The sequence below is a fragment of the Bifidobacterium minimum genome (assembly GCF_000741645.1).
Classification (GTDB): domain Bacteria; phylum Actinomycetota; class Actinomycetes; order Actinomycetales; family Bifidobacteriaceae; genus Bifidobacterium; species Bifidobacterium minimum.
In genome coordinates this window covers 146371-172965 of record NZ_JGZD01000009.1, presented here as the reverse complement: position 1 = coordinate 172965, position 26595 = coordinate 146371, and the positions used below count along the sequence as shown (strand labels likewise).

The window sequence follows — 26595 nt, the reverse complement described above, 5'->3', positions numbered from 1 at the left end:
GTCGGATGCTATGGCGACAACGACGCAATTCCTCTGCTCCGAGTGCGGGTGGAGCGGGCCCAAATGGTACGGCCGATGCCCGGAATGCGGGCAATGGGGAACGGTAACCGAGTTCCATGAGCCCGCCATCGCCTCCAACGGACGCCGCCGTGGCGCATCACGAGCGTCGGCGACGTCCCACGACAGGCCGCAGCCGACCCCTGTCACCGATGTCGATCTCCACCAGTCGCATCGGATCCCCACGGGGTTCCATGAGTTCGACAGGGTTCTCGGCGGAGGGCTCGTACCCGGTTCCGTGGTGCTTGTCGCGGGGGAACCGGGAATCGGCAAATCGACGCTCCTTCTGGAGACCGCGGCATCGGTGTCCAGAGCGCAACCGAACTCCACGGTCCTGTACGTCTCCGGCGAGGAGTCCTTGGCCCAGGTGCGCATGAGGGCATCCCGCGTCGACGCGGTGACGCCCAACCTCCTTCTGTCGTCCACGACGGACGCGTCCGACGCGGTAGCAGCCATGTCGTCCATCCGTCCTTCATTGGCGATTATCGACTCCGTCCAGACGATCTCCTCGTCAGACGTCGATGGAGTCCCCGGAGGATCGGCGCAGGTGAGGGCCGTGACGAGCATGCTGGTCGAGACGGCAAAGTCGCTCGACTGCCCGCTTCTGCTGGTCGGACACGTGACCAAGGACGGTTCCGTGGCCGGGCCGCGCACGCTGGAGCATCTGGTGGACGTCGTATGCCAGTTCGAAGGTGAGTCCCAGACGGCGCTGCGCCTGCTCAGGGCCGTGAAGAACCGTTTCGGCCCCACCGATGAGGTGGGATGCTTCGACATGGTGGGCGACGGCATCGCCGAGGTCTCGGATCCGACGGGATTGTTCCTGTCACCCTCCGACGTCCCCACGGATGGCACATGCGTGACGTTCACCATCGACGGCCACCGTAGCCTTCCCATCGAGATACAGGCCCTCGTGACCGCGTCGGTGCTTCCCACCCCTCGCCGGGCGACCAACGGCGTCGACCCGAACCGCATCGCGATGCTCACCGCCGTCCTCTACCGCCATGGACGGATCAACCTTCTCGACCGTGACCTGTACGTGTCGACCATCGCGGGGGGATCCGCCAAGGAGCCCGCGTGCGATCTCGCCATCGTCGCGGCGCTGGCAAGCACCGTGCGGGAGCGGGCCCTTGATAGGACCACGTGCGCCATGGGCGAGATATCCCTGACCGGACAGGTCAGACCGGTGCCGCGGCTGACGCATCGCCTGTCCGAGGCGGCACGACTGGGATTCACGACGGCCGTGGTTCCCCGTCACCGTTCGAGCTCGTCGGACACGCGGATACCCGCGGACATGAACGTCATCGAGGTGTCGACGCTTGCCGAGGCGCTTAGTGCTCTGGGATTGGACTGAGGCGAGACTCGGGCTAAAGCAAGATCGGACTAAGGCGAAATCGAACTACAGCGAGATCGAACCGGGACTGGACCGGGCCCAAGGTGAACGGAAGCGGCCCTAGGACTCCGACCCCGTAACGTCCAGCGTCTGCCGGACATTCCGCCGCATCTCCTCGATCAGATCCTGCGAGGAGCCGAAACGGATCTGCGGGCGAAGGTATGACAGGAACTCGACGCGGACGCGATGGTCGTAAAGGTCGATCCATTCGTCCGTGACCGCATAGACCTCAAGAACCCGATCGTGCAGCCCCGTCACGGCGCTGTATGTCGGCTTTGACCCCAGCGATATGGCGGCGGGCCATCGGCGGGGGGATGGCGACGACCCATCCGTGCCGTCCACCCCATCCATGTGAGGGGCGTCGTCCGCAAACGTCTCGGAGACGGTCCGATCATCCGCCATTCCATGCGCATCATCCGTTCCATGCGCATCATCCGTGCCAGACGTGGCCGCAGGCCCCAGATCGACGATCCATCCGGCGTACACGCCATCGGCGGGCATGTAGCCTCGGCATGCGAATCAAGATTGGCCGTGGGGAATCCCAGAGTTCTCCCCCTCTGCTCTCCATGAATCACCGTGGACTCGACCGCGTGGGCGTATCCAAGGATCTCGTTGGCCTCCCCTATCCTCCCCTGCGACAGCAGATAACGGATATTCGTCGAGCTCCACACGCGCACCTGCCGCGCCTGATGACGTTTGCTCCATGCCCGAAGCTCGGCGCGCGTCATGCCCTTAGTCGGATCCTGCGGCTCCCCGCCCGGCGTCCATATGGGGTCGACGCTGTCAGAGGGCACGCGGGCGTGCCCGGGTCCACGGTCGTCAACCACATCCAGCTCGAACACCCCCGTGGACGCGGCGACGTTGGCGATGGACTTGACGGTCCCCTCCCGGTTGGCTCCCATAACCGCATCGGAACCCAGAACGAGCTGACGCATCCCCAGACGTCCCACCATCTGCCCGAGGAAGAAGACATAGGACTTCGTCGAGAACGCCATGGTGTACCGCACTATCAGGACGCGGTCCACTCCGTATTCACGCAGGACGTCGAGGCGCTGGTCCACGGAGGTGACGAGATTCCCGTCGACGTATCCCCTCCCGGGATCCTCGCTGTTGTGTCTCCTCGCGTAGGCGTGGACGGCTCCGGGGCGGGGGTCGAACATCACGACGACGGATAGGCAGCCAAGCTCCCTGGCCCGCTCCACCAGCCGCTCTATGACGGCCCGATGACCACGATGCATACCGTCGAAAACACCGACGGTCAGCACGGAGCGTCTGTCTCCGTTGAGCATCGGCCAGTCGACGTCGCCATGCGAGTCCGGTTCCAATCTGGTGACGATCATTGCGCCTTCCCTTGTCCTGCGTTCACTTATGCCGTGTGTCCACTCACTACTACTCGTTGCTACTCGCTACCGCGTTGCTACTCATTACCGTCTTGCTGCTCGTTACCGCTCCGCGTTCACTTGTTTATTCTGCACTTGTTTATTCCGCGTTCACTTATACCCAGTGCTTACTGATATCCCTGGATCACGTGCCCCGCGGTCCCGATGCGCCGGGGAACACCGCTCTGGGGCGAGCCTCGTGATCCCCGGCGGGTTCGACGATGGCGACGAGCTCATCACAGCCGGAGTCGCCCGGGCGCCCGGATCCGGAAAGTATGGCGGCGGTCGCACCCTCGACCACGGTATCGATGGTCTTCCCGTAGCGGAGCCGCGCGGCCATGCCGGAATCGATTCGCACAACCGGAAGCATCCGGGCCGCGGCCGTGGACATATCCACCGCGCGAGACCGTATCACCATGTCGTCGTCGGCGAATCTCGCGGACATCACCGTCCTGCGCTCGCCATCCCTTCTGGTGATGGTGCGGTTGTACGACTGTGCCGTCGTCACGCCGTCCTCATCCACGGAGAACCGTCCCACGGCGGTCCTCCGCAGTGACACGAGATGCCCCCCCACCCCCAGGGCCTCGCCCAGATCGCGCGCGATCGAACGGATGTAGGTGCCGCTGGAGCACTCGATGCGGGCCCTCACGTCAACCACGTTCATGGTGTCGCCTTCCACCCCACGGGGATCGGGGACGGTCGCCGAATCGAGTTCCAGGACGTCGAAGCGTCGAATGGTCACACGACGGGGCGCTATGGTGAAGTCATGGCCCTCACGGGCGAGCTCATAGGCGTGCCGCCCCTGGACGCGTACGGCGGAGAAGCGGCTGGGCGTCTGGTCGATGACGCCCATGAAGCGCTTCGACACCAAGGATTCCACCCGTTCGCGCGTGATTCGTTCGACTCCGCGCGACGCATCCGGAATCACGACGGGATCGCCTTCGAGGTCATCGGTTGTGGTCGACATGCCCAGCCGTATCGTGGTCTCGTATACCTTCGAGGATCCCATCGCGTAATTAAGGAGTCGCGTGGCCTTGCCGAACCCGACGATGAGCAGACCCGTCGCCATGGGATCCAGCGTTCCCGCATGGCCCACATGACGCGTCCCAAGCACCGATCTCAGGGAGGACACGACATCGTGACTGGTCACGCCCCATGGTTTGTCGACGAGAAGGATACCGGATTCACGGCCAGCGTCCAAGGATTCCGCAGTCGTCATCCCTGAAGCGCGTCCCCGCCCGCGGCCTTATCACCCATGGCATCCGCACCTGTGGATTCGGCTTCATCCGAGACGAAAGCGGAGGCGGACCCGGGAACGGCGGCGGAGCCGGAAACGGGCTCAACAGGCACGTCCCCATCGTTACGAGGCTCATCGTCGCCGCCGAGCACCTCGTCGTCGGCATCATCGTCATCATGGCGATAGGGGTCGGGATCGCCGGCGTAGGAGGCCACCGACCGTGTCTTCTCCAGTTCCTCGTCACGGTGACGTGCCACGGCGAGGATGTCCTCGATCTCATGCGCCTCCCGGGGGACCTCGTCGAAGATGAATCTCAGTTGCGGAGTCAGCCGCAGCCCGGCCTTGGCCCCGACCAGGGAGCGCAGCCGTCCACGCGCCTGATTCAGTCCCTGCTGCGCCCTCTGCCGTTCGCCTCTCTCCTTGCCCTCGGTTCCCAGCTGCGTCCAGTAGACCTTGGCGATCTGCAGATCATTGGTTACACGGACATCCGTGATGGTGACGTTGGCGAGACGCTCATCGTGCAGATGAAACTCCACCGATTCGGCGATGACGCGCTTGATGAGTGCCGCGACTCTGGCGGCACGGGGATTGGTTCCGGCCATAACGACCTCCTCCGAAGAAAGGTCCGGGCGACATGGATAGTCATGTCGCCCGGAACGCGCGGCGAACACCGGGCCGCGCTCTCACTGCCTACTTGCGTTCGATCTGCTTCATCTCGAAGGTCTCGATGATGTCGCCGATCTGGATATCGTTGAAGCTTCCGAGGTTGATTCCCGCCTCGTAGCCCTCCTTGACCGACTGCACGTCGTCCTTGAAACGACGCAGGGACGAGATCTCCAGATCGTTGACCGTCGCCACCCCGTTGCGCAGGATGCGGCACGTGGTTCCGCGCTTGACTTCGCCGTCCTGCACCATGACTCCCGCGATGTTGCCGAACTTGGAGGAACGGAAGATCTCGCGGACCTCACTGTGCGAGGTGGTGACCTCTTCGTATTCGGGCTTGAGCATGCCCTTGAGCGAAGCCTCGATATCCTCGATCGCCTTGTAGATAATCGAGTAGTACTTGATCTCCACGCCCTCCCGCTCGGCGAGATCCGCGACCTGCCGGTTCGGGCGCACGTTGAATCCGATGATGACGGCCTTGTCCACCGTCGCCAGATTGACGTCGTTCTGGGTGATCGCACCGACTCCGCGATGGATGACCTGGATGCCGACCTCGTCGGACACGTCGATTTTCATCAACGAATCCTCCAGAGCCTCGACCGATCCGGAGGAGTCGCCCTTGATGACGATATTGAGCATATCGACCTCGGACTTCGCGAACTGCTCCTTCAGGCTCTCCAGCGACACGACCTTGCGGCGCTTCGCCAGCTGCGCCGCCCTTTCGGTGGCCTGCCTCTTCTCCGCTATCTGGCGGGCCGTTCGATCATCGGGCGCGACGAGGAAGAGGTCGCCCGCAGTGGGAACCGACGTCAGACCAAGAACCTGAACCGGCGCGGAGGGCGCGGCCTCCTTCATCTGTCGCCCGTTCTCGTCAAGCATGGCGCGGACCCGGCCGTACGACGTTCCGGCAACGATCGCGTCACCGACGTGCAACGTTCCGGACTGGACCAGCACGGTGGCGACCGCTCCACGCCCCTTGTCCAGACGGGCCTCGATCGTGGCGCCACGCGCATCCATCGAAGGATTCGCACGAAGATCCAGATCGGCGTCGGCGGTCAACAGGACGGCCTCAAGCAGCTTGTCGACGTTCGTCCCCAGCTTCGCCGAGATATCGACGAACATGGTGTCTCCGCCATACTCCTCGGGAACAAGTCCGAACTCCGTGAGCTGGCCGCGGACCTTTTCGGGGTTGGCTCCGGGGACGTCGATCTTGTTCACCGCCACGACGATCGGCACATGCGCGGCCTGCGCGTGGTTGATGGCCTCGACCGTCTGGGGCATAACGCCGTCGTCGGCCGCGACCACGAGGATCGCCACGTCGGTGAGCTCCGCGCCCCGGGCACGCATAGCCGTGAAGGCCTCATGACCAGGCGTGTCGAGGAAGGTGATCTTCCTCTTCTCGCCCTCAAGCGAGACCGTGACCTGATAGGCACCGATGCGCTGGGTTATGCCACCCGCCTCACGCGAGATCACGTTGGTCTGGCGAATCGTGTCGAGCAGTCTCGTCTTGCCGTGGTCGACGTGGCCCATAACCGTGACCACGGGCGGACGCGGGCGCAGAGCCGTGTCATCCTGCTCCTGCTCGTCTTCGAGATTGATGTCGAACTGCTGGAGAAGCTCCTTGTCCTCCTCCTCAGCCGACACGATCTGAATGTTCCAGCCAATCTCCTCGCCAAGGATCTGGAAGGTCGACTCATCCAACGACTGGGTGGACGTGGCCATCTCCCCCAGGTGGAAAAGCACCGTGACCAGCGCCGCGGGATTGACGTTGATCTTCTCGGCCAGATCGGACAGCGTCGATCCCTGACGCAGCCGGATGACCCGTCCATTGCCTGCGGGTATCCTCACTCCGCCGATAACCGGGGCCTTGATCTCCTGGAACTCCTGACGCTTCTGAAGACGGTTCTTCCTTGACTTCGAGGAGCGTCCTCCCTGACGTCCGAAGGCACCGGCCGCGCCTCCGCGCCCACGACCGCGTGAGGGGCCGCCGGACGATGCCGCTCCGCCGGCGTTCCCTTGGAATCCGCCGCCGAAACGATTGCCTCCCGAATGCGCCGACCCCGCTCCTTGGGATCCGGCGCCGGGACGATGCTGCCCCCACTGCCCTGGACGAGCACCCGTCGACCCCTGTCCGGGCCGACCTCTGAATCCGCCGCGCGACGCACCGTTACGATTCGATCGTCCATGCCCGTTGTCCACGGTGGGACGAGCCATGGGATGCGGGCGAGGGATGTCGCTTGGAGTCGGAGTCCTCATACCCTGCTTGCGGTTGAATGGATTGTTCCCGGGACGAGGCCCCGGCGTCGCACGAGAATGCTGGCCCTGCTTGCTCTCGGAGGCGCCCGCCGCACGAGGCGCGTGGGGCATGGGGGTATTGCCGCGAGAGCCATCGCGCGATCCCTGGGACCGCTGATGGGGCGCTCCCGGGTGCGCCGACCTGTCATGCTGGCCCTGACGCCTTTCGGGCAGCGATCCCGAACCGTCCGCATGTTGGGACTGCGCAGGACGATGCGGATGCGTCGGGCCAGGGATGGGCGCCGCGGAACCGGCCGAGGAATGATGGACGGACTCGGCATGATGAGCCATGGAATCCGAGGGCGAAGAGGCCCTCCGCGCCGAGGCCGGCGACGGCTTCATCGATGCCGCGGAACGAGGCCTCGCCGGTTTCGCCGACGGCTTCTTACCGGACGCTCCCTCGGACTGCGGAGCCAAGGACTCCTTGAGTCTGCGCACCACCGGCGCCTCGACCGTGGAGGACGCGGATTTGACGAACTCGCCCATGTCCTTGAGCTTCTCAAGAACGGTCTTGCTGTCCACGCCAAGATCCTTGGCCAGTTCATATACGCGCTGTTTTGCCACTCAGTGTTCTCCTTATTCCGTGGCCGCGCGCTCCTAACCGGCGCGGTCACTCTATGATGACGGCGAGCCTATCCTGTCTCATCGTGCGACCATGATTGCTTTACCTCGTTCCGTCCCGTCGCGCGACCGTTCGGGTGCGCGTGATCGGTTGTCCTCGTCACAGCATACTCGTGACGCTGGATTGCGGCGTCAGTCCGTTTCCTTGTCTGAATCCTCCTGCGATTGAGCATGATCGCCCACGGAGTCCGGCTGCGCGCCTTCCGCCTGAGTCTGCTGGGCCGCCTTGGCCGCACGGGATTCCTCCGACTCGATACCTATGCGCCAGCCGGTGAGCTTCGCCGCCAGCCGAGCGTTCTGCCCCTCCTTGCCGATGGCCAGGGAAAGCTGGTTGTCGTGGATGAACGCCACCGCGGTTTTGTTCTTCTCGCTGACGATATGCACCGATGTCGTCTGCGCGGGAGACAGCGCGGCGGAGATCAGTGCCGCCGGATCCGAGGACCAATCGACGATGTCGATTTTCTCGGATCCAAGATTCTCCATAACCGCCCGGACGCGAGCTCCACCAGGGCCAATCAACGCACCCTTGGGATTCACGCCTGCCGTGTTGGCACGAACCGCGACCTTCGTCCGCGCGCCCGCCTCGCGGGCGATGGCCATGATGGAGACGGCGCCCGACACCAGTTCCGGCACCTCCCTTTCGAAAAGCCTCCGTACGAGTTCGGGATGCGACCGCGACACCACGATCTCAGGACCGCGCAGCCCTCTGGCCACGTTGACGACATACACGCGAATGCGCTCACCATGCCGGTAGCGTTCACCCGGAACCTGCTCACGACGCGGCAGTATGGCCTCGACGTCGCCGACCGCCACATGCACGTTCGCGGGGTCCTTGACGTCCTGCTGGACAACGCCCATGATGAGCTTGCCCTTCTGGCCGGAGAAGGCCCCGAAAACGCGCTCGTCCTCGGCCTTTCGGAACAGCTGGGAGATGACCTGCCGTGACGTCGCCGCCGCAAGGCGACCGAAATCATGCGGCGTGTCATCATATTCCTCGCCAAGCACCGGCGCAGGGTTCGGGTTCTCCTCCGTCGGTTCGCCGGGCTTCTCGTCCCGCGCCCAGATGGTCACGGTGCCGGCTCGCTCATCAAGATCCACACGAATATGACGTGAGCTACGGCCGGCCTTGGCGTACGCCAACGTGAGAGCTTCGGCAAGGGCGTCATCAACGGCATCGGCGTCGATCCCCTGATCGGCAGCAACCTGATGAATCCCCTTCAAGTCTAATTCCATGCCGCAAGCCCTCCTGTGAAGTTATCAAAGGGCGCGTGTCGCCCATATAGTCACAATCATGTCTATTGTAGGAGGTCATGCAGACACCGGATTCCATGTGCCAGCGGGGGGCACACCTCCGCGGCATCGGGATTCTTGCCATCTCGTTTGTCGTCGCGTTGACGTTATCGTCATGCGCAGCTCCGCGGACCACCGTGCTGTCATCCACGCGGACGTCGTCGTCGACATGTGCGGCGTCGACCAGCGCCGCCCTTGACATGTCCCGAAAAGCGCAATCGGCGTTTTCCGCGATCGAGCGGATTCTCGCCGGTGACACCGCCCTGGATCTATGGTCGTCTCTGGCTACGGAATGCCCGGACCGGATCCCCCAGGCCCTCATGTGGTCCGTCCATGATCGGGCGTCTCTCCGGACCGCCTCCGCGATGCTGGGATTATCCCGCGACGTCTCCCCCTCCATCGACATAAGCTCGCTTAACGCAGTGGATTTCGACGGCGACGCCCTGTCCTCCATGGCCGTGGCCGAGGACAGGGCGGGTTTCGCATTGCAGTTGCTGGCTGCGCGGGGTGGTCAACACGCCACGCTCGAGGAAGGCGATCAGCGACGCGCCATCGCCGCGAGGCTGACGTCCTCCGCAAAGAACGACAACGGGCCCGACCGCCGGCAGCAGGTCTACTCGGTCACATCGCTGATCGCGCACCCCGACCTCATCGTCGATTCCGCCACCGGACTCAGCGTCCCGACCGCCGCAGTGGTCGAGATGGACTGCGCGCGCGCGATCACCGCCGCGGCGACGGCGCGATCATCCAGCTCGGCCACCACCACACAAGGCGCCACGCAGAAAACACAAGGCGCCACGCAGAAGGCCACACGTCTAGGCAACGCCGAATCGCTGACGTTGCTGATGGCATTGGCCCAATACCACCTCTGGAACGCGGTTCAATGGGGGTATCCCGTGGTCGATAGCGCGCTGCTCGACTGATTCCAAGCCCGGAGCCGGCACAAATCCGTTCATCGCCGAGTGGCATCGTAACCGCGCGGAGCGCCCTCAGGCGCGCGAACGAACCACATGCCCACAAGCAGAGGAAGAATGGGACAGAGATAACGCTCCTGAAAACCATCAAGCCTGATCGCCCAATTCCCAAGCCCCTGCAGGTCGTTCCAGGTCAGAAACAGAGAAAGCCACACGAGTATCAGAGAAGCGACCCCGACCACAATGCATGCCGCGAAAATCATCCTCCCATATGAATCCGTGATCGACTCCCGGGGGAATCGACCATGCCCGGCAACCACGAATGCCATGAGGAAAATCAACAAGCCGAACACCAGAACCCTGTCCCTCACCACTACGTCGAAAGTTCCAACGACCACATTGATCATCACGGTGGCGAAGGATTCAAACGGCCTGGCAAGAAGCAGCTCCTTGTTCATCCGGTACGTTTCCGGTCGGATAACCAGCGCATAATTCCTCTGCCACCATATTGTGATCAACGCGGCAAAACCGATCACCGCTCCCGCATATGCCGTACGTTGCCGCCTATTCATGGAACGGATCGCCATCAAAGGGAGCAAAGCCAGAGGCGCATAGGCGAACTTCATCAGGCACTCGACGACGCCCATGATAACGAGCAGACACCATCCAGCCCAGCCGATCCCACGACGTCGGGAGCACAAATATAAAGACAACGCCACAAAAAACGTCGAGAAACCGATTACCACGCCATCAGCCATCAAGCTGCTTGAACAGAAAACCGCGATAGGCAAGCAGCCTATAAAAGCAAGCAGCCATTTCGCCCGCGGGACCACACGGATGGCGACCCCCAAACACACCATGTAAAACAACACGTTCGACACACGCGCCAATGTCAGGACCTTGGATGGAGGCAACCCCAGAAGCCAGCCAATCCGCATCCCTATCGCCTGAGGAATAAATACGACGAAAAGATACTGGTTGCTGCGCATCGGCGTGGTTACGGCATGATGCGACACAGAATCCAGTTCACCGACCTGAGCGTCATATGCATAATCCTCCGTTAGAGATGTGATATGAAGAGACTCGATAAGAACATTCCGCATCGTATGCTGACGGAGGTATCTCGAGTCGCCATGCAGCATCTGGAGTCTTTTCTTTTCCAGACCACCCCCTTTGGTACCGACCGCTGACTCCACCTCGTTCGTCGCGTTGAATGACTGCAAGGTCGCCAGCGCATAGGTGCCGCTGAGATGCAAATCCGGATCCGGCATGGTCAAAGGCCCCACCGTCATGATGAACGCACAAGCCTCGCTGCAACAGACCAGAAGGAACACCATCAATGGCATCAACGAACCTTGCGCAAAGTGAGGAAATCTTCTCCGCAGAACCCGGAGTGGCATCCGCGCCGCATCGCGTATCCGTGGCAGGAATCCAACGGTTGTCCAGCTGCCGTCAATAGACCCGGTGGAACATGCCGTATGCCGCGATCCCATCATTGCCACCTGTACCAATCCCGTCCCAATGGCGTCGCCAACGCATCGGCACGACTCCGTCACGCCCCCCAGACCCGTCGTTCCTCGATCATCCGGCTCTTCACGGACAGGGACCGCCAAAACAACAACCTTCTGTAGCGAAGATGGCACGCAATATCCTTCACGTCCGTCCCGGCATAGTCATAGAACCATCCGGTCATTCACCGCATCAAGAATAACCCAAACCCAGCGTTGCACTTGCAGCTAGAATCCGACACGCGATCGCTGCGATCGCCGATATGATAGCGATGCGGAGTGGATTGGTTACTGGGAAACCGAGATTATGAGCAAGTAACGGCGGAAAATACCGGTGACCGACGAACACCAGGATCAACCAGAACATCCACTACGAAACAAACAAATACTGCCACGGTCACAATCGAAGAAATCTGGAGCGGTTTTGCACTGGGGCTCTGCCATCCACTTTTCATTCTTCCTTGATGCACAGGATAGATCACACGTATGGGAGATTATTACCCGCTTCAGCGAGTAAGTTGTGCCGTCTTGTTGTATGAAACTCTAGGCACCGCCCAACCACGGGATGGGGGTGGCGTGATGACACGCGAAGTATCGAAATTATACGTAAAAACCCTAGGAAGTGGCGGTATTCAGCCATTCCCTAGGGGTATCGCGGATGAGGCGAGATTCGAACTCGCGGAGGATTTCGTCCTCACACGCTTTCGAGGCGTGCTCCTTAGACCGCTCGGACACTCATCCAACGTTGCGCAAGGCAACTCGCTTAGTATACGGATAAACATGGGGACGCGCAAACACAAGCGAGTCGAATCTCAACGTGACCTTCACCGTCAAACCCCGGCGCGTCATTCACCATCGAGAGTGCGAAGCGCCTTGACCGACTCCGCACGAGACCCGAGAAACGCGTCATCAGGATATCTCACCCTTTCCAGCGTCAGCCCCCGCGCCTCGGCCGGCCCCGTGAACCCCTCGCGCCGGGGCACGTCGAGCTTCGACGAGAACCATGCGACATCGCGCTTCCCCGACCCGACGATGATGCTGGCGCCCACCAGGGAACGAACCATATTGTGCGCGAAGGCATCCGCCCTGATGGTAAATTCCATGAGGTCGCCGGCGACGCCACGAAGGCATCCATCACCCGTGTCGCAACGATGCCATGCGGCTTCGATGACGTTGCGGATGGTCGTCCCGTGAGGACTGGGGATCGCGAAGGATCCGAAATCATGCAGTCCGATCATCAATGACGCGACATCGTTCATGACGTCGACGTCAAGCGTGTGGCCGCACGAAGCCACGAACCCCCTCAGGCGCGGATCCACGACGCCCGATCCGTCGGCAAGCCGGTACACATACAATCTGTCAAGGGCCGAGAATCGCGCGTCGAAGCCCTTCGGGGCCTGCGAGACGTTGATGATCCTGATGTCCGGCGGCAGGATATGATTCATCCTGTGCGCCAGCGCCTGGGACCAGCCGACGCCCATATGCCCGACCACACCGTCAAGGAGCTCGGGATCGACGTCGACGTGACATATCTGATGCGAGGCATGCACGCCCGCGTCCGTCCGGCCGGCCACGACCAGACGCCCCATCGGTTCCGGATCGGGACCGTGCCCATCGGCATGGCCGCGTCCATCGGCAAGGCCGCAGCCGGCGGCACGATCGTGACTACGTACCCGCAGGATGGTCGCCAGACAGTCCTCGACTGTTCCCTGGACCGTCGCCATGCCCGGTTGCGTCGCCCATCCGTGGAATCGGGTGCCGTCATATCCCAGCTCGATTTTGACTCGCATTGAATCCAGTATAGAAATACCATCCCACCGGAAACAGCATCGTCCCGCCGGCATGCGCATGGGCATGCCGGCGGGACGATGGAATGCCGACGAAATCAGATGATCAGATCATCGTCGACGATCGCCTACGGCAATCACTTGGCGGCATCCGCGGCCTCGTCAGCGACGTCGGCCGTCTCCTCGGCATCCGACTCGGCCTCGTCGGCCTTCTTCGCGACGTCGTTGAGATCGATCGCCGCCTCATTGGCGACGGACGCATCCGAACCGCCGTCGTTGGCCTCCACGGCCTGGTCGACGGCATCCTTGGCGACGCCCTCGGCAATCGCGGCATCTGCGGCAGCGGTCACTTCGGCGGCATCATCCTTGGACGCGGCCTTCGTCGCCGACTCAGCTTCGGCGACAACGGCCTTCTTATCGCTGAGGGGCTCGGTGACGAGCTCGATAATCGCACGTGGCGCGGAATCACCCTTGCGCGGAGCGATCTTCACGATGCGGGTGTATCCACCCTCACGCTGCTCCATCTGCTCGGCGATGTCCGTGAACAACGTGTGGACGACCGACTTGTTGCGGATGACCCGCATCACGCGACGACGGGAGTGAAGATCACCCCTTTTCGCGAAGGTCAACAGACGCTCGGCGAGGGGACGAAGCCGCTTCGCCTTGGGCAGCGTCGTGGTGATGTGTCCGTTCTGAAACAGACTCGTCGCCATGTTCGCGAGCATAAGCCGCTCGTGGGCGGGGCTTGAGGCCAGACGCGGGCCCTTCTTTGGTGTTGGCATGGTATGTGTGCTCCTTATCGCCCGGCGCTAGGTGGGCAATGGCCCGAACATCCGGCACCGGGGTTTGTTGTGGCGAAGGCCCGACTACTCGTCCTCAGGCGAGAAGAACGTGCCACCCTCCAGATTGTTGGTGTCAAAACCCAACGGAGAGGCTTTCAGCGACAGCCCCATGGTCTGGAGCTTCTCCTTCACCTCATCGATGGACTTCATTCCGAAATTGCGAATGTCCAGCAGATCCTGTTCCGTATGCGAGACGAGCTCGCCGACAGTGTGGATGCCCTCCCTTTTCAGGCAGTTGTAGCTGCGCTGCGTGAGATTGAGATTCTCGATGGGAACCGTCATCTCGGGATTGGCCTGCTCGGTCACCGGAGCCGGGCCGACCTCGACGCCTTCGGCCTGGGCATTGAGCTCCTTGCAGAGCCCGAAGAGCTCGACAAGCGTCGATCCCGCCGAGGCGACCGCATCGCGAGGCGATATCGCCGGCTTGGTCTCCACGTCGAGTATCAGCTTGTCAAAATCGGTCCGCTGCTCCACTCGCGTGGCTTCGACCTTATAGCTCACCTTCAGCACCGGGGAATAGATCGAATCCACGGGGATTCGGCCTATCTCGTCATTGTCCTGCTTGTTGAGCTGCGCGGGAACGTAACCACGCCCACGCTCGACGGTGAACTCGATCTCAAGCTCGCCGTCCTCGGCCAACGACGCGATATGCAGTTCCGGATTGGCCACGGTGACGCCTGCCGGCGGAGTGATATCGGCCGCTGTGACCTCACCCTTCCCGGATTTGCGTAGATACATCACCACTGGCTCGTCGTACTCGCTTGTCAGCACGATTCCCTTGATGTTCAGAAGAATCTCGGTGACATCCTCCTCCACCCCGGGGATCGTGGTGAACTCATGCAGAGCCCCTGAGATGCGCACCGATGTGACGGCGGCGCCGGGAATGGAGCTCAGAAGAGTACGGCGAAGCGAGTTGCCAAGCGTATATCCGAACCCAGGCTCAAGCGGCTCGAAGATAAAACGCGAGCGTTGCGGGGTGAGAGATTCCTCCGTAAGTGTCGGACGCTGTGCAATAAGCACTGTGATATCCTTTCAGCCTCTGAGCGGTGGTGCACTCACCGTTCGCAGGCACATTGGACGAATTGGGGTGACGTAGTGCTCAGACGCGACGGCGCTTGGGGGGACGAACCCCGTTATGCGCCTGCGGAGTGACATCGGTGATGGATCCGACTTCAAGCCCTGCGGACTGGAGGGAGCGGATAGCGGTCTCACGACCCGAACCCGGCCCTTTGACGAAAACGTCGACCTTCTTCACCCCATGTTCCATGGCCTTGCGCGCCGCGGACTCGGCGGCCATGCCGGCCGCGTACGGAGTGGATTTACGTGATCCCTTGAACCCGACGTCGCCGCCTGAGGCCCAGGACACCACGGCACCGGACGGATCCGTGATGGAAATGATCGTGTTGTTGAATGTGGATTTGATATGCGCCTGACCAACCGGCACCGATTTGCGGTCCCGGCGACGCGGCTTGCGCGCGGCCTGCTTCGTGGCTGCCATTGACCCTCGTTTCCTGAGTATCGACCTGTGTTATTTGTCCGGACGATGAGATGTGACCCTCGTGGCCCGGACCGAGCCGCCTATTACTTGGTGGCCTTCTTCTTTCCGGCCACTGTGCGCTTCGGTCCCTTGCGGGTACGCGCATTGGTCTTAGTCCTCTGCCCGCGAACAGGAAGTCCGCGACGGTGGCGCAGACCCTGATAGCAGTTGATCTGAATCTTACGGCGGATATCCGCATCGATCTCTCGACGCAAATCACCCTCGATCTTGTAATTGGATTCGAGGTGGTCACGGAGTGTGATCAGCTGCTCATCCGTCAGATCCTTGACGCGGGTATCCGGATTGATACCGGTCGCGGCAAGCGTTTCCTTCGCACGAGTCCGCCCGACACCAAAGATGTAGGTGAGGGCTATTTCGATGCGCTTGTCATTGGGGATGTCGACTCCGGCAAGACGTGCCATTGCCATTCCTTTTCTGCTTCGCAGGTCGTGCACCAAGTCCTCCGGATTCCCGGCCCGGGCCTGCGCCCCGGGGTTCAGCAAATGCTGTGACTTAGCGCCTTGTATTGTTATGCCGCTGGGATCTGCTCAGCCTTGGCGCTGCTTGTGGCGCGGGTTGGTGCAGATCACCATGACACGGCCGTGACGCCGGATCACGCGGCAATTCTCGCAGATCCTCTTCACGCTTGGGCTGACCTTCATGGTTTTCCTTTGCCTTTACTTGTACCGGTACGTAATTCGTCCGCGGTTGAGGTCGTATGGGCTCATCTCCAGCACCACACGGTCCTGCGGCAGAATGCGGATGTAATTCTTACGCATTTTGCCGGAGATGGTGGCGAGAACGATGTGCTTGTTCTCCAGTTCCACGCGAAACATCGCGTTGGGCAGTGCTTCGACTACCTGACCTTCGACCTCTATCACACCGTCTTTTGCCATGGGCCTCGTTCCATTCCTCGGATGAATTACTTGACATGTCCGAAGACACACCAAATTACAATGATAAAGCACGCGGGCAGCTTCAGCTACCCGCGTGTCGTGTCGTCTCCGACATCCAGGAGGTTCCCATCCGGTGCCGAATTCTAATGCGCCAGCCCCTCGACTATTCGCTGGCTGATGGCGTCGACGTCGCCCGTTCCATCAACGGACAACAGCTGGCCGCGCTTGGAATAGACGGCAAGCAAAGGCGCCGTCTCGCGCTCGTAGGTCTCCAACCGTCTGAAGATGGCCTCCGGGGTGTCGTCCGAGCGTCCCTCCTCCTGAGCGCGCCGACTGATGCGATGAAGAAGGACGTCCCGATCCGCCTGGAGCGCCACCACGGCGTCAAGAGGAGTGCCGAGATCCTTCAGCATCGCGTCCAAGGCGTCGACCTGGGAGGCGTTGCGCGGATATCCATCAAGAATCCACCCCTGCGCGGCATCGTCCTGACCGATCCGGTCCTTGACGATCGAGTTGGTCAGATCATCCGGAACCAGCTCACCCCTGTCAATGTATCCCTGAGCCTGAACTCCCAGAGGCGTGTGGTTCTTCAGGTTGAATCGGAAGATGTCGCCCGTGGAGATCGCGGGAATGCCGAAATGCCTGCTCAGCAGCGCGGCCTGCGTTCCCTTTCCCACTCCCTGTGGTCCCATGATCAGAAGTCGCATCGGATGCATCCCTTTCGTCGTCATTGTCCTTCTACATGTGAGGTGTTGCTGAACAGGAATCCGCTGTATTGGAACTGCTCGGTCTGGGCCTTCGCCTGACGAAGCGTGTCCAAACCGACGCCGGCGATGATGAGGATCGTCGTTCCACCGAACGGAAGCTTGTTGTTGAGCTCGAGCCACATGATGAGGACGGTCGGGATCAGCGCGACGAACAGCAGGTAGACCGCACCGACGGTGTTGAGCCTGTTCATGACGTAGTTCAGGTACCGGCTCGTCGCGTTCCCCGCTCGAATCCCGGGAATGAAGCCGCCGTATTCCTTCATGTTGTCGGCCGTCTCATCGGGATTGAATGTGATGGACGTGTAGAAGAAGCAGAAGAACACGATCATCACCGCATACAGCGATATGTACCACACCGATGTCGTGGACGCGAGATTCGTGTTGATCCATGTGACCCAGCTTTGGCCGCTCTTGCCGAACTGCGCGATAAGCGTCGGAATGGCCAGGATGGATGAGGCGAAGATCGGCGGGATGACGCCGCTCATGTTGATCTTCAGAGGGAGATAGGTAGACGAGCCTCCATACATCTTGCGACCGATCATCCGGCGCGTGTACTGCACGGGGATACGACGCTGGCACAACTCGACGTAGTCAACGAATATGAGAATCAGCAGAAGAACGGAGGTGACGATCGCGAACTTGGACCAGTTGCCGTCGGTTCCGTTGGTTCCCCAGCCGATCTCCCACAGCTGCGGAAGGAAGCCGGAGCAGATGGACATAAAGATGAGCACGGACATGCCCTGTCCGATTCCCTTATCGGTGATGAGCTCGGCCATCCACATGATCAGGCCGGTTCCGCCGGTCATCACGAGGACCATGACCACGAGGTTCCACACCGAACCGTCCGGAATGACCTGCGAGCACTGATAGTTGAACAGCGCGCCCGAACGCGCGGTGACCAGAATCGTCGTCGACTGGAGGACGGCAAGACCGATCGTCAGATATCGGGTGTACTGCGTCAGCTTCGTCTCCCCGGATTGCCCTTCCTTGTGGAGGGCCTCAAACCGCGGAATGACCACGCGGAGAAGCTGGATGACGATCGACGCCGTGATATAGGGCATGACTCCCAAAGCAAAGATCGACAGCTGGAGCATGGCTCCGCCCGAGAAAAGGTTGACAAGACCGACGAAATTCTCGGATGTCGTACTCGATGTGCTGATGCACTGCTGCACGACCGAATAGTCAACGCCCGGCGTCGGAATAAACGAGCCGATGCGATAGATGACGATGATGCCGAGAACGAAGAGGATCTTGTTGCGAAGCTCTTTGGTTCTCAGGGCTTGGATTAGCGTCCTCACCTGGGGTTCCTCCCTTGTCCTGCGCCTGTCGTGACGCGGATGGACCACTACGGTTACTTAAGCGGCCACGATGCACGAGTCTACCGTAGCGCCTCTACCTCGAGCACACGCACGGTTCGACAACAAATATCGTTACAGGTTCGGCCCCTCCCGGAAACCAGAAGGGGCCGAACGCATTCCTATCATCGATCCGTTTCTCAGCCGATGTCAGTTCTGAGCGACTGAGCCGCCCGCCGCCTCAATCTTGCGAAGAGCGGATGCCGAAGCCACGACGCCCTTGAGATTGAAAGCGGCCGTTGCCTCTCCATCGCCAAGGATCTTAACCGGATATCCGGAACGCACGGCTCCCTTGGACACCAGATCCTCGACGGTGATGTCGCCGCCCTGAGGGAAGAGGTCGGACAGCGCCGAAACGTTGACGACCTGGAATTCCTTCTTGAAGGGGCTGCGGAATCCACGGAGCTTGGGAAGACGCATGTACAGCGGAAGCTGCCCGCCCTCAAAGCCCGGACGGACCTGATAGCGCTTCTTCGTTCCCTTGGCGCCACGCCCCGAGGTCTTGCCCTTGGAACCTTCGCCGCGTCCAACGCGGATCCTCTCCTTCTTGGCTCCCGGAGCCGGATGCAGATCGTGCATCTGCAGAATTGATGGTTCCTCGTTCGCCATGGTCAGTCGACCTCCTCTACGGTGACCAAATGACGCACCGTGTTGGCCAGTCCCCTGTTGGCTGGGGTGTCTTCACGGACGACGGTATGGCCGATCTTGTGCAGACCCAAGGTCTGAACTGTTGCCCTCTGGCGTGGGGTCGAATTGACGACGCCACGCACCAATGTGATCCTGAGGTTGGTCATCACTCACCATCCTTCGACTCTGCCGCTTTGGCTTCCTCACGGGCCTTACGCGCTTCGGCGATACCCTCGGCGCGAGAGCGGAGCATCGAATCGGGAGCGACCTCGTCAAGGGCCATGCCTCGACGGGCGGCGATCTCCTCGGGCTCCTCAAGGCTGCGAAGAGCATCGACCGTGGCGCGGACCACGTTGACGGGGGTAGGCGAACCCATTGACTTGGTCAGGATGTCCGTGATGCCGGCGCATTCCATAACCGCGCGGACCGCGCCACCGGCGATAACGCCGGTTCCCGGGGCCGCGGGGCGAAGCAGCACGGTTCCCGCCGAATCATGGCCGATCACCGGATGGGTCACCGTTCCCTTGACGCGGGGAACCGTGAACATGTGCTTCTTGGCGTCGAGCTGTCCCTTCGCGATCGCCGCGGGGACCTCCCGAGATTTGCCGTAACCCACTCCGACGGTGCCGTTGCCGTCCCCGACGACCACAAGGGCCGCGAAGCTGAACGTACGTCCGCCCTTGTGCGTTTTGGAGACGCGGTTGATCGTCACGACGCGATCGAGAAGCTCGTCGCCACGATTCTCCTCGCGACGTCCGCGCTGGCCGCCACGACGCTGGTCACCACGCTGGCCACCGCGACGACCGCGACGGTCCTCGCCGCGTCCCTCGCCGCCGGTTGCGGTTCTGGTTTCCTCTGCCACTGGGGTTTCCTTCTGGTTGACGTTCTCGCTCACAGTGCCAGACCTCCCTCTCGGGCGCCCTCAGCGACTGCTGCGACGCGACCATGGTAGTTGTTGCCACCGCGATCGAAGACAACGGTGGTGATTCCCGCAGCGGCGGCCTTCTGGGCGACAAGCTCGCCGACCTTGCGGGCGGCCTCGACCTTGGTCCCCTGGAATCCCTGGAAATCGGAGGTCAATGTGGATGCGCTCACCAAGGTCACGCCCTTGGTGTCGTCGACGATCTGAGCCACCATGTGCCTGTTCGAGCGAGTCACCACAAGACGGGGCCTTTCCGCGGTTCCGGAGATGCGCTTGCGGAGACGGGCATGACGGCGGAGACGGGCGACCTTCGTACCCTTACCGAAAATCTTGACGCTCATATCACTTACCAGCCTTTCCGGCCTTGCGGCGGATACGCTCATCCGTGTACTTGATCCCCTTGCCCTTGTAGGGCTCGGGAGGACGAAGCCTGCGAATGTTCGCCGCGACCTGACCGACGATCTGCTTGTCGGTTCCCTTGACGAGGATCTGGTTCGCGGACGGGAGCTCGAACTCGATACCCTCCGGCGGATTCACGGTGATGGTGTGCGAGTATCCCAGGGAGAACTCGACGCTTTTGCCTTTGAGCTGGGCGCGGTAGCCGGTTCCGATGATATCAAGGGACTTGGTGTACCCCTGATGAACGCCCTGAACCATGCCCGCGATAATCGATCGGCTCAATCCGTGACGCGCGCGTGTCGGACGCTCGTCGTCGGACGCGGTGAGCACGATATCCGCACCCTCCACGGAACCGGTGATCCCCTCAGGAATCACGTAGCTGTCGGATCCCTTCGGACCCTTGGCCGAGAACTGCTGTCCCTCGATGGAGACCTCGACTCCCGCCGGAATGGCGACGGGGAGCTTGCCAATATGCGATGCCATGTTTAGCTCTCTCCTCTCACCACACGTAGGCGACGATCTCGCCGCCGATGCCTCTGTCGAGGCATTCCTTCTGAGTCAGCAGTCCCGAGCTTGTCGAGATGATCGCCACCCCAAGTCCGCCGAGCGGCATGGGAAGCGCGTCCGACTTGGCGTAGCGCCGAAGTCCGGGCTTGGAGATGCGCTTGATTCCCTGAATCGAACGCTCGCCGTTGGGACCGTACTTGAGGGTGAGCTCAAGAGTGCGTCCGACCTTGGCCTCCTTCGCGCCGAAGTCCTTGATGTAGCCTTCGCGCTTGAGGATCTCGGCGATGTTCGCCTTGAACTTCGAATACGGCATGTCCACAGTCTCGTGCTTGGCCGCGCTGGCATTGCGCAGACGCGTGAGCATGTCTGCGATTGGATCTGTCATTGTCATGTGGGCTAACGCCCTTTCTCGCCGTGGTTTCCGGTGCCGGACGGGGGCATGACCCCCATCGGGCAGGGACCTTCAGCGTCGATGTTTACCAACTGGACTTCGTTACTCCGGGCAGTTCGCCGCGATGGGCCTTCTCGCGAAGGCAGATACGGCACAGGCCGAACTTGCGATAGACGGAGTGCGGGCGGCCGCAAACCTGGCAGCGCGTGTAGGCACGCGACTGGAACTTCGGCTTGGAGGCCGCTTTGTTTTTCAGAGCGGTTTTTGCCATATCAGTTCTCCTTGAAGGGGAATCCGAGGTGACGCAGAAGCACCTGCGCCTCCTTGTCATCCTTGGTGCTGGTCACCACGGTGATGTCCATACCGCGCTGGTGATCAATGGAGTCCGGATCGATCTCGTGGAACATGGACTGCTCGGTGAGGCCGAAATTGTAGTTGCCCTGTCCGTCGAACTGGTTCCCGTTGATGCCGCGGAAATCACGGATACGGGGAAGAGCCAGCGTCAGAAGCCTGTCGAGGAACTCCCACATCCTGTCGCCACGCAGCGTGACGTACGCGCCGATGGCCTGCCCCTCACGCAGATGGAACTGCGCGACGGACTTCTTGGCCTTGGTGACCTTGGGCTTCTGCCCGGTGATGAGGGTGAGGTCCTTGATCGCGCCCTCGATGAGCTTCGAATCACGGGCTGCGGCTCCCACGCCCATGGACACGACGACCTTCTGGATGCGTGCCACCTGCATGGGATTGGAGTAATGGAATTCCTTCTCGAGCTCCGGGACGATGCGGTCACGGTAGTCCTGCTTGAGACGGGGGGTCGCCGGCGCCTCAACTGTTGTATCGGTCATGCCAGCTCCTTTCCGGACTTCTTGGCCACGCGCACGCGCACGGTCTTCACCTTGCCGTCACGGGCCTCCTGCTTGACGACGACGCCCACGCGGGTGGGCTGCGAGGTCTCGGGATCGACGAGCATCACGTTCGAGCGATGGATGGGGGCCTCGGTCGGGACGATGCCGGCCTGCTGCCCCTGCTGGGTCGCCTTCACATGGCGCTTGACGATCTGCACGCCCTCGACGATGAGCTTGTCATCGGGAAGGACTCGGGTGACCTTGCCCTCCTTGCCGCGATCCTTGCCGCGGATGACCCTGACCTGATCGCCTCTTCTGATCTTGGCTACCATGTCAGATCACCTCCGGTGCGAGCGACACGATCTTCATGAAACGCCTGTCGCGCAGTTCGCGACCGACCGGTCCGAAGATACGCGTGCCCTTGGGCTCATGTCCCGAGCCGAGAATAACCGCAGCGTTCTCATCGAACTTGATGTAGGAGCCATCGACACGGCGATGCTCCTTGACGGTACGGACGACGACCGCCTTGACGACGTCGCCCTTCTTGACCGACCCGCCGGGGATGGCGTCCTTGACGGAGGCGACGATGACGTCGCCGATGCCGGCATAGCGTCGCTTCGATCCGCCGAGCACGCGGATGGCAAGAATCTCCTTGGCACCCGTGTTGTCGGCGACATGAAGCCGCGTTTCCTGCTGAATCATTGATTCTCCTTAGCCGAGCTGGTTCTCCACGTCCACCACAGGGGTGGGACGCGGAGCCTTGCCGAACCTTATTACTTGGCGCGCTCGATAATGGTGTCGAGACGCCAACGCTTCGTTTTGCTCAAAGGCCGAGTCTCCATGATACTCACGAGATCGCCGACATGCGCGTCGTTCGCCTCATCATGGACCTTGACCTTACGAGTGCTGCGAACGACCTTGCCGTACAGCGGGTGGGTCGAACGCTGCTCGAGCTCCACGGTCACCGTCTTGTCCATTGCCTCGGACACCACGTAACCGCGACGAACCTTGCGGAAGTTGCGTTCCTTCTGATCAACCATGGTCACTTCTCCTTGGATGCGGTCGCGGGTGCCTCGGGCTCCTGGCTGATCCCTAGCTCGCGTTCACGCAGGACGGTGTACATACGGGCGATGTCATGGCGAACCGCCTTGAGACGCGCCGAGTTCTCCAGCTGACCGGTGGCCGACTGGAAACGGAGATTGAACATCTCCTCCTTGGACTTCTTCAGGAAATCCTCGATCTCGCTGGTCGTCTTCTCATTGAGGTTCTTGATGCTGTAGTCAGCTGTTCCGACCGACATCAGATGTCACCGCCTTCTCGCGCAATGATCCTGCACTTCATGGGGAGTTTGTCGATGGCACGGCGAAGGGCCTCATGAGCGACGTCCTCCGACACTCCACCGATCTCGAACATCACACGACCCGGATGCACGTTGGCGATCCAGAACTCCGGCGCGCCCTTTCCCGAACCCATTCGCGCTCCCAGAGCGTGCTTGGTCAAAGGACGATCGGGGAAAATCGTGATCCATACACGACCGCCACGCTTGATGTAACGCGTCATGGCGATACGGGCCGCCTCGATCTGGCGGTTGGTTATGTAAGCGGGAGCCAGCGCCTGGATTCCGAAATCGCCGAACGCGATCTCGTTTCCGCCCTTGGACATCCCACGGCGGGCGGGACGCTGCTGCTTACGGTATTTTGTCCTCTTGGGGATAAGCATTGCTCACTCCTTCGTTTCCGCGACGGCGGCTTTATCGGACTGTGCCGCGGCGTCGGACTTCGGCTGAGACTGCTGGGACTGGGACTCGGGACGCTGTCCCCGACGGGGACGACGGTCACCACGACGACCGGAACGACCGGCGCCCTGCTGAGCCTGCTGCTCCTCGAATTCCTTCTCGGTCATGTCGCCCTTGTATATCCAGACCTTGACGCCGATGCGGCCATAGGTCGTCTTGGCCTCGAAGAAGCCGTAGTCGATCAAGGCACGCAGCGTCTGCAGCGGGACGCGACCCTCGCGGTAGAACTCGGAACGGCTCATCTCGGCGCCACCGAGACGTCCTGCGAGCTTGATTCGGATGCCCTTGGCACCCGCCCGCATGGCGTCCTGCTGAGCCTTGCGCATGGCCCTGCGGAAGGTGACGCGGTTGGTGAGCTGCTCGGCGATCCCCTGGGCGACGAGCTGCGCGTCGATGGCGGCGTTCTTCACCTCGAAGATGTTGAGCTGGACCTGCTTGCCGGTCAGCTTCTCGAGCTTGGCGCGGACTCGCTCGGCCTCGGCTCCCCGGCGTCCGATGACGATGCCCGGTCGCGCCGTATGGATGTCGATGCGTACCCGGTCCCTGGTGCGCTCGATAACGATGCGGGACACGCCCGCCCGCTCCAGATCCTTGCTGAGGACCTTGCGGATCTTGTCGTCTTCGAGAACGAAGTCGCGGTAGCGCTCACCGGCTTTGTTGGAATCGGAGAACCACTTTGAACGATGGCTTTCGGTGATGCCCAGGCGGTAGCCAAAGGGATTGATCTTCTGACCCATCTTTAGCGGGCTCCTTCCTTGCTGGCGACGACAACTGTGATGTGGCTGGTCCGCTTGTTGATACGGGCCGCACGTCCCTGCGCCCTGGCGCGGAAGCGCTTGAGCGTCACACCCTCATCGACGTAGGTCTCCTGGATGAAGAGTTCGTTCTCGCGGAACGACTCCCCGTCCTTCTCCGCCTTCACCCGTGCGTTGGCGATGGCGCTTTCGAGGACCTTGCGGACGGGCAGGGCCGCCGACTGGGGTGCGAACTTCAGAATGGTGATTGCTTCGGTCGCCTTTTTGCCGCGGATGAGGTCGACCATGCGACGAGCCTTGCGCGGCGTCACGCGTACGTGACGAGCAATTGCTTTAGCTTCCATGTGTCATGCTCTCCTTAGCGGCGTACCTTCTTGTCGTCCTTCACGTGACCCTTGAAGGTCTTCGTGGGGGCGAACTCACCAAGCTTATGACCGACCATCGCCTCGGTGACGAAAACCGGAACATGCTTGCGGCCATCATGGACCGCGAACGTGTGCCCGATGAAGTCCGGGGTGATCATCGACCGGCGCGACCACGTCTTGATGACGTTCTTCGTGCCCTTCTCATTCTGCTCGTCGACTTTCTTCTGCAGGTGGGCGTCGACGAAGGGGCCCTTCTTGATGCTACGAGTCATCTTGTGGACGCTCCCTTACTTGCGGTTCTTGCCATTGGGACGACGACGAACGATCATCTTGTTCGAGGCCTTCTTCGGACGACGGGTACGGACCTCGCCCTTGCCCCACGGAGACACAGGCGGCTTGCCACCGCGAGTACGTCCGCCATGAGGATGGTCGACGGGGTTCATGGACTCGCCACGGGTGATCGGCCGCTTGCCGATCCAGCGGGCGCGTCCGGCCTTGCCCAGCTCGACGTTGGCGTGGTCGGAGTTCCCGACCTCACCGACGGTGGCGCGGCAGCGGGCGTCGACGTTGCGGATCTCTCCGGACGGCATGCGCAGCTGGGCGTAGATGCCGTCCTTGGCGACCAGCTGAACCGCGGCACCGGCGGAACGCGCGATCTTCGCACCGCCCAGAGGACGAAGCTCGATGGCGTGGATCACGGTACCGGTGGGTATGTTGCGCAGAGGCAGGTTGTTGCCCGGCTTGATGTCGGCCTGGGCGCCCGTCTCGATGACATCGCCCTGCTTGATTCCCTCAGGAGCGATGATGTAGCGCTTCTCGCCATCGGCATAGTGAAGCAGCGCGATGCGCGCGGATCTGTTGGGGTCATACTCGATATGGGCGACCTTCGCGGGAACGCCGTCCTTGTCCCAACGCTTGAAATCGATCAGACGATACTGGCGCTTGTGGCCGCCGCCGCGATGGCGTGAGGTCATGCGGCCGTATGAGTTGCGACCACCAGTCTTGCTGAGCTTGCGAACCAGCGACTTCTCGGGTGTTGAGCGCGTGAGCTCGGAGAAATCCGAGACGGATGCGTTGCGACGGCCCGCGGTCGTCGGCTTATAAACGCGGATAGCCATAATGTAGTTCTTCCTTCGACTTTCTCGGCTAACCTTCAGTTACCGAAGATGTCAATCGTCTGTCCCTCGGCAACGGTGATGATCGCACGCTTCTGATTCACGCGGCGGCCGAATCCCGTCCTGGTGCGCTGGCGCTTGCCGGCGCGGTTGAGGGTGTTGACGTTCGTCACCTTGACTTTGAAGATCTCTTCGATTGCCTGCTTGATCTGGACCTTGTTCGCTTCGGGGGCCACCACGAAGGTGTACTGTCCGCGATCCGAGGCCGCATAGCTTTTCTCGGAGACAACAGGCTTGAGGATGACGTCGTGAGCTGGGTTATGGATCGCTACCATA

Annotated in this window: 34 protein-coding genes, 1 tRNA gene and 1 pseudogene; 2 read left to right on the top strand and 34 right to left on the bottom strand. The window is 61.5% G+C overall.

What is annotated here, in order from left to right; all coding sequences use genetic code 11:
* Positions 1–10 precede the first annotated feature (10 nt).
* A complete protein-coding gene (radA, locus tag BMIN_RS04500) occupies positions 11–1408 on the top strand; it encodes a DNA repair protein RadA (protein WP_022860910.1) in 1398 nt (465 codons plus the stop codon).
* A gap of 99 nt (positions 1409–1507) precedes the next feature.
* Here radA and BMIN_RS04495 read toward each other — a convergent pair.
* The 5 genes and pseudogenes from BMIN_RS04495 to nusA form a co-directional block, all read right to left on the bottom strand.
* A pseudogene (locus BMIN_RS04495) lies at positions 1508–2787 on the bottom strand (riboflavin kinase).
* 184 nt (positions 2788–2971) lie between these two features.
* Complete coding sequence (gene truB / locus BMIN_RS04490; protein ID WP_022860908.1) at positions 2972–4045, bottom strand: tRNA pseudouridine(55) synthase TruB; 1074 nt, start codon at positions 4043–4045, stop codon at positions 2972–2974.
* Entirely contained in the window at positions 4042–4665 is a 624-nt protein-coding gene (gene rbfA, locus BMIN_RS04485) for a 30S ribosome-binding factor RbfA (protein ID WP_022860907.1), read from the bottom strand. The genes truB and rbfA overlap by 4 nt, the downstream gene beginning before the upstream one ends.
* Positions 4666–4753: 88 nt before the next feature.
* Positions 4754–7585, bottom strand: a complete 2832-nt coding sequence (infB, locus tag BMIN_RS04480; protein WP_022860906.1) for a translation initiation factor IF-2 — start codon at positions 7583–7585, stop codon at positions 4754–4756.
* A gap of 189 nt (positions 7586–7774) precedes the next feature.
* Positions 7775–8875 carry a transcription termination factor NusA gene (nusA, locus tag BMIN_RS04475; RefSeq protein ID WP_022860905.1) on the bottom strand — a complete coding sequence of 367 codons (1101 nt, stop codon included), beginning with the start codon at positions 8873–8875 and terminating at the stop codon, positions 7775–7777.
* 194 nt (positions 8876–9069) lie between these two features.
* Here nusA and BMIN_RS08050 point away from each other — a divergent pair, with 194 nt between their 5' ends.
* The gene (locus tag BMIN_RS08050) at positions 9070–9855 is read left to right on the top strand and encodes a hypothetical protein (RefSeq protein WP_152595160.1); all 786 of its coding nucleotides are present in this window, start codon (positions 9070–9072) and stop codon (positions 9853–9855) included.
* 29 nt (positions 9856–9884) lie between these two features.
* Here BMIN_RS08050 and BMIN_RS04465 read toward each other — a convergent pair whose 3' ends face one another.
* The 29 genes from BMIN_RS04465 to rplW form a co-directional block, all read right to left on the bottom strand.
* Complete coding sequence (locus BMIN_RS04465) at positions 9885–11192, bottom strand: DUF2142 domain-containing protein (protein WP_022860903.1); 1308 nt, start codon at positions 11190–11192, stop codon at positions 9885–9887.
* A gap of 817 nt (positions 11193–12009) precedes the next feature.
* Positions 12010–12095 (bottom strand) — tRNA-Ser (locus BMIN_RS04460).
* A gap of 104 nt (positions 12096–12199) precedes the next feature.
* Positions 12200–13144 carry a tRNA pseudouridine synthase A gene (locus tag BMIN_RS04455; RefSeq protein WP_022860901.1) on the bottom strand — a complete coding sequence of 315 codons (945 nt, stop codon included), beginning with the start codon at positions 13142–13144 and terminating at the stop codon, positions 12200–12202.
* A 134-nt stretch (positions 13145–13278) separates the two neighbouring features.
* Positions 13279–13923 carry a 50S ribosomal protein L17 gene (rplQ, locus tag BMIN_RS04450; protein ID WP_022860900.1) on the bottom strand — a complete coding sequence of 215 codons (645 nt, stop codon included), beginning with the start codon at positions 13921–13923 and terminating at the stop codon, positions 13279–13281.
* A gap of 84 nt (positions 13924–14007) precedes the next feature.
* Positions 14008–15003 carry a DNA-directed RNA polymerase subunit alpha gene (locus tag BMIN_RS04445; RefSeq protein WP_022860899.1) on the bottom strand — a complete coding sequence of 332 codons (996 nt, stop codon included), beginning with the start codon at positions 15001–15003 and terminating at the stop codon, positions 14008–14010.
* A 79-nt stretch (positions 15004–15082) separates the two neighbouring features.
* Complete coding sequence (gene rpsK / locus BMIN_RS04440; protein WP_022860898.1) at positions 15083–15481, bottom strand: 30S ribosomal protein S11; 399 nt, start codon at positions 15479–15481, stop codon at positions 15083–15085.
* Between the two features lie 83 nt (positions 15482–15564).
* On the bottom strand, positions 15565–15942 hold the full coding sequence (gene rpsM, locus BMIN_RS04435; RefSeq protein WP_022860897.1) for a 30S ribosomal protein S13: 378 nt from the start codon (positions 15940–15942) through the stop codon (positions 15565–15567).
* Positions 15943–16068: 126 nt separating this feature from the next.
* Positions 16069–16182 carry a 50S ribosomal protein L36 gene (gene rpmJ / locus BMIN_RS04430; protein ID WP_003814578.1) on the bottom strand — a complete coding sequence of 38 codons (114 nt, stop codon included), beginning with the start codon at positions 16180–16182 and terminating at the stop codon, positions 16069–16071.
* 15 nt (positions 16183–16197) lie between these two features.
* Positions 16198–16416, bottom strand: a complete 219-nt coding sequence (gene infA, locus BMIN_RS04425) for a translation initiation factor IF-1 (protein WP_003808114.1) — start codon at positions 16414–16416, stop codon at positions 16198–16200.
* 143 nt (positions 16417–16559) lie between these two features.
* On the bottom strand, positions 16560–17123 hold the full coding sequence (locus BMIN_RS04420) for an adenylate kinase (protein ID WP_026647387.1): 564 nt from the start codon (positions 17121–17123) through the stop codon (positions 16560–16562).
* 20 nt (positions 17124–17143) lie between these two features.
* On the bottom strand, positions 17144–18481 hold the full coding sequence (secY, locus tag BMIN_RS04415; protein WP_022860895.1) for a preprotein translocase subunit SecY: 1338 nt from the start codon (positions 18479–18481) through the stop codon (positions 17144–17146).
* Positions 18482–18688: 207 nt separating this feature from the next.
* The gene (rplO, locus tag BMIN_RS04410; protein ID WP_022860894.1) at positions 18689–19147 is read right to left on the bottom strand and encodes a 50S ribosomal protein L15; all 459 of its coding nucleotides are present in this window, start codon (positions 19145–19147) and stop codon (positions 18689–18691) included.
* A 2-nt stretch (positions 19148–19149) separates the two neighbouring features.
* Positions 19150–19335: a 50S ribosomal protein L30 gene (rpmD, locus tag BMIN_RS04405; protein WP_152595158.1), complete on the bottom strand. Its 186-nt coding sequence runs from the start codon at positions 19333–19335 to the stop codon at positions 19150–19152.
* Positions 19332–20060 carry a 30S ribosomal protein S5 gene (gene rpsE / locus BMIN_RS04400; RefSeq protein ID WP_026647386.1) on the bottom strand — a complete coding sequence of 243 codons (729 nt, stop codon included), beginning with the start codon at positions 20058–20060 and terminating at the stop codon, positions 19332–19334. Before rpsE ends, rpmD begins: the two co-directional genes overlap by 4 nt.
* Positions 20057–20428, bottom strand: coding sequence for a 50S ribosomal protein L18 (gene rplR / locus BMIN_RS04395; protein WP_022860891.1), 372 nt, complete (start codon positions 20426–20428; stop codon positions 20057–20059). Before rplR ends, rpsE begins: the two co-directional genes overlap by 4 nt.
* 1 nt (position 20429) lies before the next feature.
* Positions 20430–20969 (bottom strand): 50S ribosomal protein L6, encoded by a 540-nt coding sequence (rplF, locus tag BMIN_RS04390; protein ID WP_022860890.1) that lies wholly within the window; start codon positions 20967–20969, stop codon positions 20430–20432.
* A 16-nt stretch (positions 20970–20985) separates the two neighbouring features.
* The gene (gene rpsH, locus BMIN_RS04385; RefSeq protein ID WP_022860889.1) at positions 20986–21384 is read right to left on the bottom strand and encodes a 30S ribosomal protein S8; all 399 of its coding nucleotides are present in this window, start codon (positions 21382–21384) and stop codon (positions 20986–20988) included.
* A gap of 85 nt (positions 21385–21469) precedes the next feature.
* Positions 21470–21655: a type Z 30S ribosomal protein S14 gene (locus BMIN_RS04380; RefSeq protein WP_022860888.1), complete on the bottom strand. Its 186-nt coding sequence runs from the start codon at positions 21653–21655 to the stop codon at positions 21470–21472.
* A gap of 1 nt (position 21656) precedes the next feature.
* Positions 21657–22229: a 50S ribosomal protein L5 gene (gene rplE, locus BMIN_RS04375; protein WP_022860887.1), complete on the bottom strand. Its 573-nt coding sequence runs from the start codon at positions 22227–22229 to the stop codon at positions 21657–21659.
* Entirely contained in the window at positions 22226–22561 is a 336-nt protein-coding gene (gene rplX / locus BMIN_RS04370; RefSeq protein WP_022860886.1) for a 50S ribosomal protein L24, read from the bottom strand. Before rplX ends, rplE begins: the two co-directional genes overlap by 4 nt.
* Position 22562: 1 nt before the next feature.
* A complete protein-coding gene (gene rplN / locus BMIN_RS04365; protein WP_022860885.1) occupies positions 22563–22931 on the bottom strand; it encodes a 50S ribosomal protein L14 in 369 nt (122 codons plus the stop codon).
* Positions 22932–23002: 71 nt separating this feature from the next.
* Complete coding sequence (rpsQ, locus tag BMIN_RS04360) at positions 23003–23269, bottom strand: 30S ribosomal protein S17 (protein WP_026647385.1); 267 nt, start codon at positions 23267–23269, stop codon at positions 23003–23005.
* Between the two features lie 2 nt (positions 23270–23271).
* Complete coding sequence (rpmC, locus tag BMIN_RS04355; RefSeq protein ID WP_022860883.1) at positions 23272–23529, bottom strand: 50S ribosomal protein L29; 258 nt, start codon at positions 23527–23529, stop codon at positions 23272–23274.
* On the bottom strand, positions 23529–23948 hold the full coding sequence (rplP, locus tag BMIN_RS04350; protein WP_022860882.1) for a 50S ribosomal protein L16: 420 nt from the start codon (positions 23946–23948) through the stop codon (positions 23529–23531). Before rplP ends, rpmC begins: the two co-directional genes overlap by 1 nt.
* A gap of 3 nt (positions 23949–23951) precedes the next feature.
* Entirely contained in the window at positions 23952–24761 is an 810-nt protein-coding gene (rpsC, locus tag BMIN_RS04345) for a 30S ribosomal protein S3 (protein WP_022860881.1), read from the bottom strand.
* A 2-nt stretch (positions 24762–24763) separates the two neighbouring features.
* Positions 24764–25123: a 50S ribosomal protein L22 gene (gene rplV / locus BMIN_RS04340; RefSeq protein WP_022860880.1), complete on the bottom strand. Its 360-nt coding sequence runs from the start codon at positions 25121–25123 to the stop codon at positions 24764–24766.
* A 14-nt stretch (positions 25124–25137) separates the two neighbouring features.
* A complete protein-coding gene (rpsS, locus tag BMIN_RS04335; RefSeq protein ID WP_022860879.1) occupies positions 25138–25416 on the bottom strand; it encodes a 30S ribosomal protein S19 in 279 nt (92 codons plus the stop codon).
* A gap of 15 nt (positions 25417–25431) precedes the next feature.
* The gene (gene rplB / locus BMIN_RS04330) at positions 25432–26262 is read right to left on the bottom strand and encodes a 50S ribosomal protein L2 (protein WP_022860878.1); all 831 of its coding nucleotides are present in this window, start codon (positions 26260–26262) and stop codon (positions 25432–25434) included.
* Positions 26263–26297: 35 nt separating this feature from the next.
* The gene (gene rplW / locus BMIN_RS04325; RefSeq protein WP_022860877.1) at positions 26298–26594 is read right to left on the bottom strand and encodes a 50S ribosomal protein L23; all 297 of its coding nucleotides are present in this window, start codon (positions 26592–26594) and stop codon (positions 26298–26300) included.
* Position 26595: the final 1 nt, after the last annotated feature.